General features: G+C 70.2%; 15 protein-coding genes. 6 read left to right on the top strand and 9 right to left on the bottom strand.

The window, feature by feature from the left end; all coding sequences use genetic code 11:
• The first annotated feature begins 15 nt into the window (after positions 1-15).
• Positions 16-2,199, top strand: coding sequence for an MMPL family transporter (locus ACSYGN_RS07835; protein ID WP_460393269.1), 2,184 nt, complete (start codon positions 16-18; stop codon positions 2,197-2,199).
• 58 nt (positions 2,200-2,257) lie between these two features.
• Positions 2,258-3,880 (top strand): FAD-dependent oxidoreductase, encoded by a 1,623-nt coding sequence (locus ACSYGN_RS07830; RefSeq protein WP_460393267.1) that lies wholly within the window; start codon positions 2,258-2,260, stop codon positions 3,878-3,880.
• A gap of 7 nt (positions 3,881-3,887) precedes the next feature.
• Here the strand turns inward: ACSYGN_RS07830 and ACSYGN_RS07825 are convergent, their stop codons facing one another.
• The 3 genes from ACSYGN_RS07825 to ACSYGN_RS07815 form a co-directional block, all read right to left on the bottom strand.
• Positions 3,888-4,229, bottom strand: a complete 342-nt coding sequence (locus ACSYGN_RS07825; protein WP_460393265.1) for a hotdog family protein — start codon at positions 4,227-4,229, stop codon at positions 3,888-3,890.
• A gap of 648 nt (positions 4,230-4,877) precedes the next feature.
• A complete protein-coding gene (locus tag ACSYGN_RS07820; RefSeq protein ID WP_460393263.1) occupies positions 4,878-5,540 on the bottom strand; it encodes a response regulator in 663 nt (220 codons plus the stop codon).
• Entirely contained in the window at positions 5,515-6,687 is a 1,173-nt protein-coding gene (locus tag ACSYGN_RS07815) for a sensor histidine kinase (RefSeq protein WP_460393261.1), read from the bottom strand. The genes ACSYGN_RS07820 and ACSYGN_RS07815 overlap by 26 nt, the downstream gene beginning before the upstream one ends.
• Before the next feature lie 176 nt (positions 6,688-6,863).
• On the opposite strand from ACSYGN_RS07815, the gene ACSYGN_RS07810 reads away from it, so the two are divergent.
• Positions 6,864-9,167: an MMPL family transporter gene (locus ACSYGN_RS07810; protein ID WP_460393259.1), complete on the top strand. Its 2,304-nt coding sequence runs from the start codon at positions 6,864-6,866 to the stop codon at positions 9,165-9,167.
• Positions 9,168-9,444: 277 nt separating this feature from the next.
• Here the strand turns inward: ACSYGN_RS07810 and ACSYGN_RS07805 are convergent, their stop codons facing one another.
• Together ACSYGN_RS07805 and ACSYGN_RS07800 are read right to left on the bottom strand one after the other, a co-directional pair.
• Positions 9,445-9,921 (bottom strand): CoA-binding protein, encoded by a 477-nt coding sequence (locus ACSYGN_RS07805; RefSeq protein WP_460393257.1) that lies wholly within the window; start codon positions 9,919-9,921, stop codon positions 9,445-9,447.
• Between the two features lie 385 nt (positions 9,922-10,306).
• The gene (locus ACSYGN_RS07800; protein WP_460393255.1) at positions 10,307-10,474 is read right to left on the bottom strand and encodes a hypothetical protein; all 168 of its coding nucleotides are present in this window, start codon (positions 10,472-10,474) and stop codon (positions 10,307-10,309) included.
• Positions 10,475-10,654: 180 nt separating this feature from the next.
• Here ACSYGN_RS07800 and ACSYGN_RS07795 point away from each other — a divergent pair, with 180 nt between their 5' ends.
• The gene (locus tag ACSYGN_RS07795) at positions 10,655-11,482 is read left to right on the top strand and encodes an alpha/beta hydrolase (protein ID WP_460393253.1); all 828 of its coding nucleotides are present in this window, start codon (positions 10,655-10,657) and stop codon (positions 11,480-11,482) included.
• Between the two features lie 35 nt (positions 11,483-11,517).
• Here ACSYGN_RS07795 and ACSYGN_RS07790 read toward each other — a convergent pair whose 3' ends face one another.
• Both ACSYGN_RS07790 and ACSYGN_RS07785 read right to left on the bottom strand, forming a co-directional pair.
• Positions 11,518-11,697: a hypothetical protein gene (locus ACSYGN_RS07790; RefSeq protein WP_460393251.1), complete on the bottom strand. Its 180-nt coding sequence runs from the start codon at positions 11,695-11,697 to the stop codon at positions 11,518-11,520.
• A gap of 49 nt (positions 11,698-11,746) precedes the next feature.
• Positions 11,747-11,875, bottom strand: a complete 129-nt coding sequence (locus ACSYGN_RS07785) for a hypothetical protein (protein ID WP_460393249.1) — start codon at positions 11,873-11,875, stop codon at positions 11,747-11,749.
• 190 nt (positions 11,876-12,065) lie between these two features.
• Between ACSYGN_RS07785 and ACSYGN_RS07780 the strand changes: the two genes are divergently transcribed.
• Complete coding sequence (locus ACSYGN_RS07780; protein ID WP_460393247.1) at positions 12,066-13,187, top strand: PP2C family protein-serine/threonine phosphatase; 1,122 nt, start codon at positions 12,066-12,068, stop codon at positions 13,185-13,187.
• A gap of 810 nt (positions 13,188-13,997) precedes the next feature.
• On the opposite strand, the gene ACSYGN_RS07775 is transcribed toward ACSYGN_RS07780, so the two are convergent.
• Complete coding sequence (locus ACSYGN_RS07775) at positions 13,998-15,152, bottom strand: magnesium and cobalt transport protein CorA (protein ID WP_460393245.1); 1,155 nt, start codon at positions 15,150-15,152, stop codon at positions 13,998-14,000.
• A 182-nt stretch (positions 15,153-15,334) separates the two neighbouring features.
• Between ACSYGN_RS07775 and ACSYGN_RS07770 the strand changes: the two genes are divergently transcribed.
• Positions 15,335-16,450, top strand: coding sequence for a winged helix DNA-binding domain-containing protein (locus tag ACSYGN_RS07770; protein ID WP_460393243.1), 1,116 nt, complete (start codon positions 15,335-15,337; stop codon positions 16,448-16,450).
• Between the two features lie 128 nt (positions 16,451-16,578).
• Here ACSYGN_RS07770 and ACSYGN_RS07765 read toward each other — a convergent pair whose 3' ends face one another.
• Complete coding sequence (locus ACSYGN_RS07765; protein ID WP_460393241.1) at positions 16,579-17,370, bottom strand: S1 family peptidase; 792 nt, start codon at positions 17,368-17,370, stop codon at positions 16,579-16,581.
• Positions 17,371-17,619: the final 249 nt, after the last annotated feature.

Genomic DNA, 17,619 nt, shown 5'->3' with positions numbered 1-17,619 from the left:
AGGAGGGGGACGGCGATGTTCGAGAGGTTGGGGCGGACGATGGTCCGCCGACGGTGGTGGGTGATCGGCCTGGCCGCGGCCTTCCTGGCGTTCGGCGGCATCTGGGGCACGCGGGTCTTCGGCTCGCTGACCACCGGAGGGTTCGACGACCCGGGCGGCCAGAGCTCGCGCGCGGTCGCACGTGCCGAGGCGACGCTGGGCCGGACCGGCAACGACGCGGTGGTCCTGTACACCAGCCCCAGCGCGACAGTTGACGACCCGGCGTTCCGGCGAGCCGTCACGGAGAAGCTCCAAGCGCTTCCCCATGACGTGGTGACCCGGACCGTCACCTATTGGAGCACCGGCAGCCCGGCCCTGGTCAGCCACGACCGGCACGCCACCTACGCGGTGCTGACTCTGGCCGGCGACGACGAGGCGCAGCGCGGCGATGGGCTGGACGGGATCGAGAACGAACTGGCCGCGCCCGGCCTGCGGACCCAGGTCGGCGGCGTCACCACGGTCGACCGCGACATCCGCGAGCGGGTCGCGGCGGACATCGCTTTCGCCGAGACGATCTCCATACCGGTGCTGCTCATGCTCCTGGTCGTCGTCTTCGGCAGTGTGGCCGCGGCGAGCCTGCCGCTCGCGATCGGCGGTCTGGCCATCCTCGGAGCGTTCACCGCGCTGCGCGGGATGACCTACCTGACCGACGTCTCGGTCTTCTCGGTCAACGTGGTGACGATTCTCGGGCTGGGACTGGCCATCGACTACGGCCTGTTCATGGTCGGGCGGTTCCGGGAGGAGATCGCCCGCGGGCTCGGTGTCGAGGACGCCGTCGCCCGCACGATGGCCACCGCCGGGCGTACGGTCGCGGTCTCCGGCGTCACCGTCGCCGTCTCGCTGGCCGGACTGCTGATCTTCCCGATGACCTTCCTCCGCTCGATGGGCCTCGGCGGTCTGTCCGCGGTCGTGGTGGCGATGGTGGCGGCACTGACCGTGCTGCCCGCCCTGCTCGCCGTCCTCGGCCCCCGGGTCGAGGCACTGTCGGTGCGGCGCCTGATCCGCCGCGCGCCGCCGGCTCTCCCGCAGACCGAGGTCGCGCACGGGTTCTGGTACCGCCTCGCGCACAGCATCATGCGCCGCCCGGTCGTCTATGCGACCGGGGTCCTCACGGTCCTGTTGCTGGCCGCCGCGCCGTTCCTGCGCGTCGAGTTCGGCGGCATCGACCCCAGGGTGCTGCCGGCGGGTACCGAGAGCCGTGTGGTCTCGGAAACCGTCGACCGGGACTTCGTCCGGAACGGTCAGGTGCCCATCGAGGCGATCGTGACCTCGTCGGACCGGGCCGGTCTGGAGCGCTACGTCGCCGCCGTCCGGACCGTCGACGGGGTGTCCGGAGCCGAGGTCACGGGTCGGTCCGGCGACGTCGCCCGGGTCACGGTCATGTACCGGGGCGACCCCATATCGCCCGGGTCGCGGGATCTCGTGAGCCGGATCCGGGCCGTACCGGCACCACCGGGCGGTGAGGTGCTGGTGGGTGGCGAGACCGCGACGCTGGCCGACCAACTCGACGCCGTGGGCGAGCTGCTGCCCTGGATGGCGCTGATCATCGGCGGCGCCAGCTTCGTCCTGCTGTTCCTCGCCTTCGGCTCCGTCGTGCTGCCGATCAAGGCGATCGTGATGAACATCCTGTCGCTCGGCGCGTCGTTCGGCGCACTGGTCCTGATCTTCCAGGACGGCCATCTGTCCGGCCTGTTGGACTTCACCTCCACCGGGACGCTGGAGGCGACCCAGCCGATCCTGGTGCTCGCGGTCGTGTTCGGGCTGTCGATGGACTACGAGGTCTTCCTGATGTCCCGGATCCGCGAAGAGTACGACCGGACCGGCGACAACACCGCGGCGGTCGCGGTCGGGCTGCAGCGCAGCGGCCGGATCATCACCAGCGCCGCGCTGCTCATCCTGGTGGTGATCGGCCTGTTCTCCATCTCCGGAATCACGTTCATCAAGCTGATCGGGGTGGCGATGCTCATCGCCGTCCTGGTGGACGCGACGATCGTCCGGGCGCTGCTGGTACCGGCCACGATGCGCCTGCTCGGAAACGCGAACTGGTGGGCGCCGGCGCCCCTGCGGCGCTTCTACGCCCGCCACGGCCTCCGGGAGGGCGACGACCCGCCCCCCACGCCTGATCTCCGTCCCGTACCGGCCCGTACGCCGTCCGACTGACCCTTCGACCAGCACTCCAGCAAGAGACCCTTCTGGTCCGGTGTGACGGAGGAATCACGTGAACGACGGTGCGGCAGAGCGCGGGCCGGTCCTGGACGACGAGCAGTTCCGCCGGCTCGCCGAGTACGGTGAGGTGGAGCATGCCGAGCCCGGCCGGGATCTGTACACCTCCGGCGACGACACCTACGACTTCTTCCTGCTCCGGTCGGCGACCGTGGACATCGTCCGGGACGCGACGGCGATCGAGCCGGAGCGTCTGATCTACCGGGGCGGCCCAGGAGACTTCCTCGGCGAGCTCAACCTGCTGACCGGTCAGCACGTCTACCTGACCGCCCGGGTGGTGTCTGCCGGGACAGTCGTCCGGATCCGGGCGGCGATGCTGCAACGGGCCCTCGCCGAGCAGGTCGACATCGCCGACACACTGATCGAGGCGTTCAGGGAACGGCGCGAGGTGATCCGCGGGGCGGCGGGCAACGCCCTGGAGCTCGTCGGCCGGCCGTACGCCGCGGAGTCGCTGGAACTACGCACCTATGTGGCGCAGATGCTCCTGCCGAACTCCTGGCTCGACGCGGCCTCGCACCCCGGACGCTCGCTGATGAGACTCGCGGGGCTCGGCGAGGACGACCTCCCGGCCGCCATGGTCAACGGTTCGCTGCTGAGGCGCGCGACGCCCAGAGCTGTCGCCGAGGTGCTCGGTCTCACCTACCGAGCCGACGGACGCGTTGTCGATCTCGTCGTGGTGGGCGCCGGCCCGGCGGGTCTGGCCGCCGCCGTGTACGGGGCGTCCGAGGGCCTCGCCACCGTACTGCTGGACTGCGCCGGGCTCGGCGGGCAGGCCGCCAAGAGCGCCCGCATCGAGAACTATCTGGGCTTCCCGCACGGAGTCAGCGGCGAAAACCTGACCCGTCTGGCGATGGTCCAGGCGCTCAAGTTCGGTGTACGGATCCACTCGCCCTGCGCGGTGGCCGGCCTGGACCTCACCGAGGAGCGACGGCCGGCCGTCCTGCTGGAGGACGGCCCACGCATCCGCTGCCGCGCGGTGATCGCCGCGACCGGGGCGCGCTACCGGCACCTCGACCTGCCGCAATGGTCGGCTTTCGAGAAGTCCGGTGGCGTCCGGTACGCCGCGACCGAGCTGGACGTCCGAGGCTATGAGGACCAGCCGGTGACGGTCGTCGGCGGCGCCAACTCGGCAGGGCAGGCGGCCCTGTCCCTCGCCGCCCGTGGTGCGACGGTGGATCTGATCGTCCGCGGCGCCGATCTCGGAGCCCGGATGTCGTCCTACCTGACCGACCGGATCCGAGCGCATGCGCGGATCCAGGTCCGCACCGGCAGCACGATCCGCGAACTGGGCGGCGACGACACCCTCGCGTCGATCGTTGCCGAGAGGTCCGACGGGCGGCGGGACCGGCTGGCCTGCCGCGCCCTGTTCTGCTTCATCGGCGCCGACCCGGTGTCGGGCTGGCTGGACGGCGTGGCCAAGGACCACAACGGCTTCGTCCTCACGGACAGCCGCCTGCCCGCCGAACGGTTCGGTACGGCCCTGCCGTTCCAGACAAGCGCACCCCGGGTCTTCGCAGCCGGCGACCTCCGCGCGGGCTCGACGAAAAGAGTGGCCACCGCAGTCGGCGACGGCGCCGGCGCAGTCTCCTCCGTCCACGAGGCACTCGCCGGCGACTGACAACTGCTCAGAGCTGCTGCCAGCTGCCCTCGCGGGCGCCGGTCGGCGCACCGCGGCGGGACGAGACGGTGACCACCTCGCCGTCGAGAACAGTTGCGACCCGCAGCTGCGTGGGATCGGAGTCGTCCGCGGGGCAGGTCAGGGCGGTGCTCACCACCAGGTCACGCACCTGCGGGCGCCCGGTGCCCGCAGCCGAGAACGCCAGCTCCACATACGCCGAGCCCGACAGCACCGTGGCGCCACCGACCACGTGATCGCGCAGCCGCGGCACCCGGGCCGACTCGAGGGGGCCCTCCCACTGGGGTGTGGGAAGCGCGACCCGTTCGCCGAGCAGCGGGTGGACGAGCACGCCGTCGCCGACGCCGCTCGCCCACCACGATTGGCGCGCCGAGCCAGACCTTCTCCCGCGATCGACGATCGCTGATCAGCTGAGGCTGTGACGCAACAGTGGCCACACGGGTTCTGCGGGTGCGAGCCGTCTGCCGAGTGCCCGCCTCCTGCCGAACGATCCGCCGCGCCCAGGGCCACTCGCTCCGGATCACCGCACCTCTCGAACTCCACCGCGCCGCGCTTCAGCAGGGCGCCGCCCGTCTGAGCGCATCACCCGAACCAGCGATCGTGCAACACCTGTTGCGGCTGCTGGTGCTGTGACCGGAAAGGTTCACCGGCCCGCGACGCCCGGCCCGGCACCTCGCCGCGTTGTCGCATCACCCGAATACATCCAGTACGCCGGCGATGCTCCGCCTTGCGATGCACCGCACCGGACGCGGCAGGCTTTCCGGCAAACCTTTCCGGACACAGCACTGGCGTCAGGGAACCTGGCACTGAGCTGCGGAAATCCCCCTAAATCTGCCTCGTGCCACAGCATCTGCCCCAGAGAATTCCTGCCCGGACGGGCACCTCGACGACTGCATCGGCCATTGGAGCGGCCCCGAGCGCGCCTTCTGACCGTGCTGCCGGACCGCGAAACTCCAGGATCCCCGGCGGTGTGTCAAGCTCAGCTGCCCGGGATGATCCGGTGGGTCTCGTAGGCCCACATCGCGATCTCCACCCGGTTGCGGGCGCCGAGCTTGGCCATCAGGCTCGCCAGGTGCGTCTTCACTGTGCTGAGGCTGATGTAGAGGGCATCGGCGATCTCGGTGTTGGTCAGGCCGCGCGCAACGGCGAGCAGTACCTCTTCTTCGCGGGCGGTGACGGGGGAGACGGGCTGCTCGGCAGGGCGCCCGGCGGGGACGTCCGCGAAAGCCCGCAGCAGGCGCACGGTGACGCTCGGTGCGATGAGGGCTTCGCCGTCGGCGGCCGACCGTACGGCCTGCGCCAGTAGTTCCGGCCCTGTGTCCTTGAGCAGGAACCCTCGGGCTCCCGCGCGCAGGGCGCCGTAGACGTACTCATCCAGATCGAAGGTCGTGATGACGACCACGACAAAGGGGTCGGCGACGCCCGGACCGGCGAGGAGACGGGTGGCCTCCAGCCCGTCGAGCACGGGCATTCGGATGTCGAAGAGGCAGACGTCGGGGCGCAGGTCGCGGGCCAGGCGCACCGCCTCCTGCCCGTCGGCCGCCTCGCCGACCACCTCGATGCCGGGCTGGGCGTCCAGCATGATGTGCAGTCCGGTGCGGATGATGGCCTGGTCGTCAGCGACGAGGACGCGGATGGACACCGTTGTCCGCCCTCCCCCGTGGCAACTCGGCCTGGACGCACCAGCCTTGGCCGTCGCCCGGACCGGCCTGCAGCTGCCCGCCGAGCAGGACGGCCCGCTCGCGCAGCCCGGCCAGGCCGTACCCGTCGCGGCCTCGGCCGGCTCTAACTCCGTCGTCCCGTACCGTCACCCGTACCTTCTTCGGATCTCCGGTGACACGGACGACGACCTCCGTCGCGTCGACCGCGTGACGCATGGCGTTGGTCACGGACTCCTGCACGATACGGTAGACCGCCACGTCCACCGCCTGGGGAAGTGCGTCCAGGTCGCCGTCGAGACACAGGTCGACCCGAAGACGGCCGCCGGGGGCCGGCACCAGGCGCCGGAGGTCGGCGACTCCGGCCGGTGGCGCCAACTCGGCGCCCGCTGCGCCGTCCCGCAACGCGGCAACCATGGCGCGCATCTCCTCCAGCGTCCGTGCCCCCTCTTCTTCGACGCCCTCCAGCGCTTCGAGTGCAGCGGCAGGGTCCCGGGCGGCGACCACCCGGCCGGCCTGGGCGCGGATCACCATGGCGGAGACGTGGTGGGCCACGGTGTCGTGCAGTTCCCGGGCGAGTTGCTCGCGCTCGCGGGAGCGCACCTGCTCCAGTTGCCGATCGCGAGCCGCCGCCCGGAAGCGCACGGATGCCCCGATCACGGCAGGCAGGAGCAGGAACACGAAGCCCACGACATCTTCGCCGGCCGGGGTGTCGTCCGTGACGGCCGCCAGTGCGAAGGCCGCGAGGATCATGGCGCCGCCCAGCACGACCTCCCGTCCCGATCCCCAGCGGGGCAGCGCGTACACCAGGACGAACACGAGCGCCCCGGTGTACAGGCCGACCGGCTCGGGCGGATCGGCTGTCACCGAAGCAACCTGCAGAAAGATCATCGAGCCGAATGCGAGCGTGACCGTCATCAGCGGGCGGGTCCGGCGCCACATGGTCAGCACGCACAGCCAGACGGCGAACACCACGGCCACCGGCCGCCATACGACGTCCTCCCGCAGGGTGGCCTCCAGCACCACACCGCCCAGGCCCACGGCGAGCAGCGCCCAGTCCCGCCACACCCGGGCCGGTGCGTCGGGCGGGCGTGGTTCGGTCCACAGGGTTCGCAGGTCGTCTCGCAGCACGGTCCTCAGCCTAGGGAGCCCGGCACGCCGCGCATCGGCCGAAAGGACGGTACCTCTCTCCGCCCGGGGACGGACCGATTCACGGCTCCTGAGCCGATGTCCGGGAGTGCCGCCGCGGCGAACCTCGGCGTTGACGGCCGTACGGAGACGGCCGACGAGGTGTTCTGGAGGACCCGATGCTCTCACGTGTGCTCTCCCGTGTGGGCGGCAGCGCCGCCCGTCATCCTTGGCGCGTGATCGCGGTATGGCTGCTCGCCGCCGCACTCGCGGCGGTGGCCGCGGTCGCCTTCGGCGGACGGACCGCTGACTCCGTGACCGCTCCGGGACTGGACTCGCAAAAGGCCGCGGAACTCATCGAACGGGCCGGCACCGGCCAGGAGGGGATGACCGCCCAGGTGGTCGTCAGCCCCGTCGCCGACGGGGCGACGTTCTCCGACCACGGCCCGGCGCGCACCGCGCTCGTGCGGCTGCAGGCGGAGTTGAGGCGACTGCCGCACGTGCTCGGCATGAGCGACCCGGCCGGGGCGCTCGACAGAGGCGGGAACGCCGGCGTGCGCGGCGGCCTGGTCTCGGCGGACGGGCGGATCGCCGTGGTGCGCGTTCAGTACCCCGGCCAGAACCGGCTGTCGGCCAGAGACCTCGACGCCCTCGTCGCCCTCGGTGACCGGTTGCGCGGTGAGATGCCCCTGCGCATCGAGATGGGCGGGGAGCTCTTCTACGTCTTCTCCGACCCCGACGGCGGCTACGGCGAGCTGATCGGCATTCTCGCCGCGGCCGCGATCCTGTTCCTGACGTTCGGCTCGCTCGTGGCCGCCGCGCTGCCGATCGGCATGGCCGTTTTCGGGCTGACCGTCGGAGTGGCCACGATGACGGTGCTCGCGGGGGTGACGGAGATTCCCACGTTCGCGCCGGTACTCGGCAGCATGGTCGGGCTCGGGGTGGGCATCGACTACGCGCTGTTCGTGCTCGCCCGGCACCGGGAGTACCTCGCGCAAGGCGTCGAGCCCCACGACGCGGCAGGGCGGGCGGTGGCCACGGCCGGACGGCCCGTGGTCTTCGCCGGCGGCACCGTCGTCGTGTCCATTCTCGGCATGGCCGTCGCGAACGTGCCGTTCATGACGGTAGGCGGGATCGCCGTCTCCATCGTCGTCCTGATCATGGTGATCGCGTCGGTGACACTGCTGCCGGCTTTCCTCGGAGCCGCCGGACCGCGCCTGGCCCGACCCGGCCGGCTCGGCCGCGCCCACCGGATCGGAAGGCTGGGTCGGTTCATCCGGCCGCGTCGGCCCGCACGGCGCCGGACCACCGCGTCGGGCCCCGTCACCGCGCCAGGGTGGCGGCGCTGGATCGGGCACGTCAACCGCCACCCGGTGCCGTACGCGATCGGCGCGGCCGGGCTGCTGCTCGCCGCGGCCCTTCCTCTCTTCGGCCTGCGTGTCGGCCTGCCCGACGACGGATCACTGCCGGAAAGCCGCACCGAGCGCCGCGCCTACGATCTCGTCGCCGAGGGGTTCGGCCCGGGCACCAACGGTCCCCTCGTCGTCGCCGTGGACCCCGCCGGTGACCCAGGCATCGTGGACCGCCTGGTCAGAGGGGTCGCTGCGGACCCGGGCATCGCGTCGGTCGCTCCGGCGCGGGTCGATCAGGCCACCGGGATCGCGACCCTCGTGGTGTTCCCGACCACCGGCCCCCAGGAGCGGGCCACGGCAGATACCGTCGCCAGGCTGCGCGCTGATGTTCTGCCCGCGGCGGTCGGGCGAGGCCCGGCGAGCGCCCATGTCGGCGGCGCCGCGGCGAGCCTGTCCGATGTGGGCCGGCGCACCAGCCAACGCCTGCCGGTCTTCGTCACCGCCGTGCTGGCGCTGTCGTTCGTGCTGCTGATGCTGGTCTTCCGTTCGGTGCTCGTACCGCTGAAGGCAGTGCTGCTGAACCTGCTGAGCATCGGCGCGGCCTACGGCATCCTGGTCGCGGTGTTCCAGTGGGGCTGGGGCGGTGCGCTGATCGGGCTGGAGGCGACGGTACCGATCGTGTCGTTCATCCCGATGTTCCTGTTCGCGATCCTGTTCGGGTTGTCGATGGACTACGAGGTGTTTCTCCTGTCGCGCGTGCGTGAGGAATACCTCCGCACCGGCGACAACAACACGGCGATCGTGCGGGGCGTCTCGGGCACCGCCCGGATCATCACGTCGGCCGCCCTCATCATGGTGGCGGTGTTCCTGTCCTTCGTCGCCGCCGAGGGGCCCTCGACCAAGATGTTCGGGCTCGGCCTGGCCACCGCGATCTTCGTCGACGCCACGCTCGTACGCATGGTGCTGGTACCGGCGACCATGACACTCCTCGGCCGGGCCAACTGGTGGCTGCCGGGCTGGCTGGACAGTGTGCTCCCCCGAGGCCCGGTCGGCATCGACGCCACAGACCAGCCTGAAGCCGAGCCCACCGCCGAGGCCGGCCCGCCCCGGTCCTCGCCGCAAAACTGCTGATACGGCCGCTGCCTCCCAATACCACGGCCAGGCCACGGCCACGCACGACATCATGCCCGTCGCATGCCGTCTCCTGGTCCGTTCCCGCAGCTCGGAAACCCCTGTCCGCGTCATGGACGACCGCTTCCCTGGTACCAGCGTCCCACAGGAGCGCGACCTGATCGAGGCCGGGGGTTTCGGCCGCCGGGGGCAGCAAGGCCGGCCGCTGGGAGGGCGGCTCACGGACAGGGATCGGCGCTGTTCCCGGAGTGTGTGCTCCCGGCGGGGCCGCCGCCTCTCACACCTTCCTGGGAACCTTGCGTGTCCAGGTGGCCACCCGGCACAGCGCCTTGTGCATGCCGTCGGCGGTCGGGTCGAACATCAGCGGGCAGCCGCCGTCGATCACGGTGATTCCATGCTTGCGGCCGTACTCGGTGGCGGCGGTGGAGACGCTGCCGGTTCCGAACAGGCGGTGCATCCACACGTGTTTGATGCCGAGTTCGGCGCACTCCCGCATGGTCTGCTCCGCGGTCTCCGGCCTGGTGCCGATCAGCACCGCCTCGACACCGCCGGGGACCGACGCCAGGTCCGGGTAGCACGGATCGCCTTCGACCTGGTCCGCATGGGGGTTGATCGCGAACACCTCGTAGCCGCGCTCCCGCAGACGCTGGTACATGCCGTTGGAGCCGTGTCCTTGCGGGTTCCTGGAGACGCCGGTCACCGCGATGCGTTTGTTGGCCAGGAAATCCGATGCGGCCTGTTTGGTCGTGACCACGACTGCCTCCCCATGTGCCGGGATGCCTTACGGCTCCGCAACTGGACGGATCTTCTCCTTCCCTCAACCTGTGCCCGTGGTCGGCCGCTGTCCAGGGCCGGCCGTCACCCTCCTGGACGCCATGGGGCCTCAGGCCCGCAGCCGTGGCGAGTAGCGCCCCCTGCGCTCGCCGGGCGGTGGTTGAGGCCGCATGCCGTAACCACCCCGAGCACACGGTGCAGGCCCGGGCCTTGCACACCCGACGGGGAGCCTGAGCGGCAGCTGCTGTGCTGCGGATCGCCAGATGGAATCGGATGCCATGCCGAGCCTCCCGAAGTGGGCAGTTGGCTCATGGAGAGCGACCGTCGGCCTGTGAAGCATCGGCCGAGTCGCGGAACGTCACAGATCAAGGCGGAGCGGCACCACTTCTCAGCGCGTCGCGCAGTACTGCTATGGCCTGGGTGACGGCCGCACGGGTGGCATGGGTGTCGCTGAGGGGGTTGAGCGTCATGAAGTCGTGGGTGCTGCTGTCGTAACGGACCGTGGTGATGTCGACGTCCGCGGAGCCGGTCATCCGCCAGACGGCCCCTTCCAGCAGATCTGCGCGGACGGCCAGGAAGTCACGGAAGCGATAGCCCCCCGAAGGGGGCGGCGGTGCGGAGCCGTGCGCCGGTGGGCGGCCACTCCTCGCCGCGGTTGTACGACCGCTGTTCGAGGTCGACGATTGTTACAGCCCGCAGTCGGAAGGAGCACCATGAGCGAGCCGACGACCAATGCCCCGCCGATCGTGCTGATCCATGGGCTCTGGATGACCGCCAGAAGCTGGGATCGCTGGGCGCAGCACTACCGAGCGAAGGGCCACGAGGTGGTCGTGCCGACGTACCCGGGGTTCGAGATCGAGGTGGAGGCGCTGCGCGAGAAGCCCGAGATCATCGCCGCGGCATCCGTCCCCGAAACCCTCGACCATCTCAGCGACGTGGTCGAGAACCTGGACCGTCCGCCGATCATCATGGGCCACTCCTTCGGTGGGACGTTCACCCAGCTCCTGGTCAACCGGGGGCTGGGCGCCGCTGCGGTGACGATCGACTCGGCGCCACCCGAGGGTGTGCGGGTGAACCCGCCGTCCCAGATCAAGTCCCTGTTCCCGATCCTCGCCAACCCGGCCAACCGGCACCGCGCGGTGGGCTTCACCAGGGAGCAGTTCCACTATGCGTTCGCCAACACGTGCAGCCGGGAGGAGTCCGACGCGGCGTACGACCGCCTTCACATCCCGGCGCCCGGCAGCTGGGTGTGGGCCTACGGCCTGATAGCCAACTGGAAGCCGGGCCACCAGGAGACCTGGGTCGACTACGACCTGGACGACCGGGCGCCGCTGCTGTTCATCATGGGCGGCAAGGACCACCTGATGCCGCCCTCGGTGATCCGCTCGAACGCGAAGAAGTACCGCAACTCCGAGGCTTTGACCGAGACCTACGAGTTCCCGGACCGCTCGCACTTCACCGGTGTCGAGCCCGGCTGGGAACAGGTGGCCGATTACGCACTCGAATGGGCGACCAGCCACGCCCGAACCCCGCAGGGCTGATAGACCACCGACGGACAGTGGCAGCCCACGACGCCTTATCGCCGACCCGGTTGGCGCGCACCGATCTGCCTGTACCCAGTTGAGCCGTAGGCGTCCGCATCAAGAATCACCATGTCCTGGTCCTCGATGTCCAGGCCGCGAAAGCGTGGAGGGAAAGGCATGGCCATGTGCTCGGCCATCATCTGCGAGAGCGCGTCGAGCTTCTCTTCGAACATGCGTGAGAACCTGCGGGATCACACCCGGCGAACCAAAGCGGTCACGGCACTAGCGGTTGGTCTGGGCTTCGAGGTGGTCGGGGTAGCGCCCGCCATGGATCTCGATCTTCGCCGACGCCTCGGTGAGCTGGGCCGCCTCCTCATTAGGCCGTGTACACGCACCGTACGGTGTCCCCACCGGCGGGCCTGCAATGGGCCGACTCCGCCCGGGGTATCTCCTCGGCGGCCGAGGACGCCGTGACCTCTTCGGAGAAGGTGAAGGTTGTCAGGGCATCCGATGAACGACCTCCGTCACGCACAACCACGGGCCCCCGATCCGAGGAGCAGCACATATACCCGCATACCGGGGCAAGTGGAAGTCTTGGGGCATGGCCCTTAGACCATGGCAGGACTTCCGACGTTCCTGGCAGCCGGGTCACGCACCCGCGCTGATCATGATCCCACTGGGGTTGATCATCACGGTCTGCGTGGTTGATGTGCTGGCACCGCCGCACATCCACCTCGGTCCCCTGCTGGTGGCGGCACCCGCGATCACCGTGGCGTTCGCCGGCGCCCGCGTGACGGCACTGATGGGAGCCCTCGCGGTCGCGGCCCAGGTGCTGATCGGCGTGCTCAGAGGAGTCCTGACCACCACCAACATCCAGGCCCAGGTCACCGCACTGATCATCGTTTCCATCATCTGTGTCACCCTCTGCGTGGTACGGGACCGGCGTGAGCGACAACTGCACCGCGTGCGGTCGGTGGCCGAGGCGGCGCAAAGCGTGCTCTTGCAGCCACTGCCCGCACACGTCGGCCCGCTGCGGATCGCCGGCCTGTACATCCCTGCCGAGGAAGAGGCCGACCTGGGCGGAGACCTGTATGCGGCCGCACGGACCGCCCACCACAGCACCCGGCTCCTCATCGGCGATGTACGCGGCAATGGCCTGGCCGCGATCAACAACGCCGCCCTGCTGCTCGGCGCCTTCCGCGCAGCCGCCCATCGACAGGCCACCCTGCCCCGCCTCGCCGTCCACCTGGACGGCGCATTCCGCTGGGACACCAGCCAGTGGCGACCACAGGGAGAGGAAGACACCAACGAGGACTTTGCCACTGCCATGCTCCTCGACATCCCCGACCAGGATCCGGCTGTCCACCTGCTCAGCTGCGGCCACCCACCACCGCTCCTCCTGCACGGGAATCAGCTCACCCCGCTCATGCCGGAGGCGAGCCACCTCCCGATCGGATTCGGCGGGGCCTTCGGCATCGCCGCCTACGACGTCCAGACCTTCCCGTTCGAGGTCGGCGACCTGCTGCTCCTCTACACAGACGGCGTCATCGAAGCCCGCAACGCCGACGGAGTCTTCTACCCCTTCACCGAACGCGCGCCCGAGTGGACCAAGGACGACCCCGAGGAACTACTGCACCATCTCCAGAACGACCTGCTGGCCCACGTCCACGGACACCTCAACGACGACGCAGCCGTAGTCGCGATCCGCCGCCTGACAGTCTGATCCCCAGCCACCCGGGCCGACCGCGTGGTCACCAGATCCCGCCCATACGCGACCCGGCCAAGACCTCTCAGCCCCAGCAGTGATGGCATGCCTCCTGCCGTGCCCAGCAACCGCTCATGAGAATTGGGTGCGCACCCCGGACCGGCCGACATATCGAAGCGCCTTGGCCCGATACTCACTCGCAGTTTCGGCTCAGCACAGATGCTGGGTTCTTCCGGGTGTGAGACTCTGAGGCGATCCGACCCCACGAGCCCGGCGGCGACGATCAGCGGGGGCGCATATCTCTTCGAGGCACGCGGCCAAGCCGATGTGGGACTCATGTGATGGGATTGAGTCCACTTACGGCTGGGACGAGCCGACGGTGAACCAGGGTTTCACCGGCGGGGGCACGGACGCGCAGGTCATCGCGCATCTGAAGTCAGCCCTGCGAAAGTTGGGCTGGACCTTCGATACCGCGAACTCCGCCCCTACCGGGCCTTGGTACTGACACAAGACCGTGGCCAGGAACGTCCAGGGCACCGTGCAACTGCTGGGTGGTTCGGCCTTCAACCCCTCCGACTGGGACCTCCAGGCCACCACTCCCCCCAGCCACCCACCCGGTCACCGGCTGTTGAACTGTTCCCGCCTCCTACAACCGCTTGCCGGCGAGTGCAGGAGAACTGAGCACTGCCCACCCAATCAAGATCATTCACGCAATCGCGGCCAGATCCTTGATTCTCCCCAGATTCTCCCCAGCGCCCTTCGAGCCGTTCGAGACGACCACGACCGGGGGCCTCCGACCCCCGGCGGGGACACTCCGCCTGTGATCACTCAGAGCCAATCACGGCGCTTGAAGATGATGTACAAACTGGCACAAACAACCGCCATCAGGATGATCGCGAAGGGATATCCGAGCACCCAGTGCAACTCCGGCATGTGGCCGAAGTTCATCCCGTAGATGGTCCCGACCAGGGTCGGAGCGAACAGGATCGCCGCCCACGAGGAGATCTTCTTGATCTCCTCGTTCTGCTCGAAGCCCGCCTCCGCCAGGGCTCTCATCTCCGTGTTCTGCTGCTGGCTGACCAGTGTCGCGTTCACGGTGAGGATCTCGGTGAGGGCCTGGCGGAAGCCGTCGACGCGCTCGCTGATGTGGGTGACATGGTCGGCCACGTCGCGCAGATAGCGCTGGAGTTCCTCGTCGGTGCCGTATTTGGAGAAGCCCGCGATCAGGCCGTGCAGCATGCCGACCAGGGGGCGGGTGGCGCGCTGGAACTCGACCATCTCGCGGGAGAGTTCGTAGATACGGCGGGACACGTCCGGGTCGCCGCGGAAGACCTCGGTCTCGATCTCGTCGATGTCGTTCTGCACGCCGGAGACGACCGGCGCGTAGCCGTCCACCACCGCGTCGAGGATCGCGTAGAGGACCGCCTCCGGGCCCAGTTTCAGCAGGTCGGGCGTCTTCTCCATCCGCCGGCGCACCGCGGAGAGGTCCGGGGCCGCGCCGTGCCGGACCGTGATCACGAAGTCCGGGCCGACGAAGATGTGCAGTTCGCCGAAGTCGACCTCCTCCGGTGCGTCGAGATAGCGGGCCGCGCGCAGGACGACGAAGAGCGTCTCGCCGTAACGTTCCAGCTTCGGGCGCTGGTGCGCCTCCATCGCGTCCTCGACCGCCAGCGGGTGCAGGTCGAACTCGCCTGCCAGGGAGAGCAGTTCGGCCTCGGTGGGGCGGGCCAGGCCGATCCACGCCATGCCCGGGCGCTCGCGCAGTTCGTGGAAGGTGTCGGTGAGGCTGGTCGGGGAGGAGACCCGTACGCCGTCCTGGTAGAGGGCCGCCTGGACCACGCTCGGCACCTCGGCCGTCTCCGGGGCGGGTGGCTCCGGTGGCGCGGCCTCGTCGGCCGGGGGCTGGGCCGGGGGGAGAGAGCGTCGCCACATGGCCGCCCTTCTGCCGTTTCTCGCCGGGGGTCGGACACGTCGTTCGGACATCGCCGCCGCCTCTCACTCCACCCGCTCCGGCTCCGCGCCGGGCCCCGTCCCGGTGCCGGGTTGATCACGGGGCAGGATATACGGGCAAAACGACATTCAGGCTCGGTGCGGAGTGCGGGCGGCGGTCGCTGGTGCCGGGTTGCGGACAGTGGGTGTCCGCATGCCGCCGTAGCGTGGTGAGCATGACCGACTCGGCGGCACCCCGGCTCGACCTGCGCGCCCTCAACCGCGCGACCCTCGACCGGCAGCTCCTCCTGCGCCGCACGCCCCCGCGTGCCCTCTCCGCCAAGGACGCCGTCGGGCATCTGCTCGGGCTCCAGGCGCAGAACGTCAAGCCGCCCTACTACGCCCTCGCCGCCCGCCTCGACGGCTTCGCCCCCGAACTGCTCTCGGCGCTCATGGCCGACCGCGAGGTCGCCCGTATCGTCACCCTGCGCTCCACGATCCACACCCACACCGCCGACGACTGCCTCACCCTGCGGCCGCTGGTCCAGCCCGCCCGGACCCGGGAGCTGAGGCTCTTCCGTTCCGGACTCACCGGTGTCGACCTCGACCGCCTTGCCGCGCTCGCCCGGGACCTGGTCGAGGCCGAGCCGCGCACCATGGGGCAGCTGCGTGACGCCCTGCTCGCCGAGTGGCCCGGCGCCGACCCGCAGGCCCTCGGCGTGGCCGCTCGCTGTCTGCTGCCGCTGGTCCAGGTGACCCCGCGCGGGCTGTGGGGCCGCAGCGGCCAGGTGGCCCTGACCACCGCGGAGCAGTGGCTGGGGCGCCCCGCCGACGAGCCCGGACCGGAAGCGCTGGACGCGCTCGTCCTGCGCTACCTCGGCGCCTTCGGGCCCGCCTCCGTCAAGGACGCGCAGACCTGGTCGGGGCTGACCCGGCTGCGTGAGGTCTTCCGGCGGCTCCGGCCCCGCCTCGTCGCCTTCCGCGCCCCGGACGGCACCGAGCTGTACGACCTCCCCGACGCACCCCGCCCCGGCCCGGACACTCCCGCCCCGCCCCGCTTCCTCCCCGAGTTCGACAACCTGCTCCTCTCCCACGCCGACCGGACCCGGGTCGTGCCGGCCGAGTACCGCGGGCGCCACTGGCAGGCGAACACGGTGTATCCGACGCTCCTGGTCGACGGTTTCCTGGCGGGCGTGTGGCGGCTCACCGACGACTCTCTCGTCGTCGAGAGCTTCGCCGACCTCACCGCGCGGCGGCGGGACGCCGTGGTGGCGGAGGGGGAGCGGATGCTCTCGGTGATGCATCCCGGGGGCGGGCACGGGGTCCGGTTCGGGACTGTCGTACGGCGATGAGGACATCCACAAGGAGACGGACATGCACACGGGCGCGGACATGGAGAGGGGGGGCGTTGCGGGCTGCTCGTGGAAGCCCGCAACGCCCCCCGGCACTGGCCCGAGACCTGCTCGGGCGGTTCACTGGGTCAGGAGTTGACCTGTGTGGTCACGAGGCCGGAGAACGTGGTCAGCCGGGTGTAGACACCCGGGTACCCCGCCTCCGCGCACCCCTCGCCCCAGGAAGTGATCCCTGCCAGGACGCCCCCGATGAGCAGGGGACCGCCGCTGTCGCCCTGGCAGGTGTCTACGCCGCCGGAGGAGTATCCGGCGCACACCATGTCGCTCGCGACGAAGTCGGAGCCGTAGCTGCTGCTGCAGCTGGAGTCGGACACGATCGGCACCGTCGCCGTCCGAAGCTGGTTGGAGGAGCTGCCGTTCTCGGACGTCGTGCCCCAGCCGAGCACCCGGGCGGTGGTGCCGGCCGCGTACACACCGGTGTCCGAGGCGGAGACGTACGACGCCGGTGTGTACGACATCGACGTCGACAGGGTCAGCACGGCCACGTCGTCGCCGTTGGTGGCGTCCGTGTAGTTCGGGTTGATCCAGATCTTGCTGACCCTGCTGACCGTGCCGTTGGTGCCGTTGAGATAGGTGCGGCCGCCGACCACGCGGACGCTGCTGGTGGTCTCGCCGACCATACAGTGGGCGGCGGTCACGACCTTCTTGGCCGCGACCAGGGTGCCGCCGCAGAACTGGCTGCCGGACGAGTCCGTGATCTGCATCATGAACGGGTACGCGGTCGTCGTGGTGGTCGTGCCGCCCACGATGGGCTCCGGGGCGGCCTCAGCGGTGGGGGCGCTGAGCAGTGCGGTCGCCGTGGCTGCGGCGGTCGCCGCCAGGACGGCGGCGGTCTTTCTTGCGCGGTCGATCCCGAACATGGGTCTCCTCGTGGGGGTTGCCGGTGGGGGGACGCGCGGGTGTGGGGGAGCGTGCTGTACGGGGACCGCGGGACCGGTCCCCGTCATGCCCGGGCGAGCGGCATGTCGCATACGCTAGGACCCGGAACCTCCACCTCCCAATGAGGGAACCCCCTAGGGGTACGGGGCAGGGAAAACCCTCTATCCGGCCCGGGTTCGGGGACGTTCGGCCCTTGCGCTCGTCGTGTGTCCTGGTGGGGCGGGTGTCCG

This window comes from Streptomyces sp. YIM S03343 (assembly GCF_054729195.1).
This window is presented reverse-complemented; position numbering and strand designations above follow the sequence as displayed.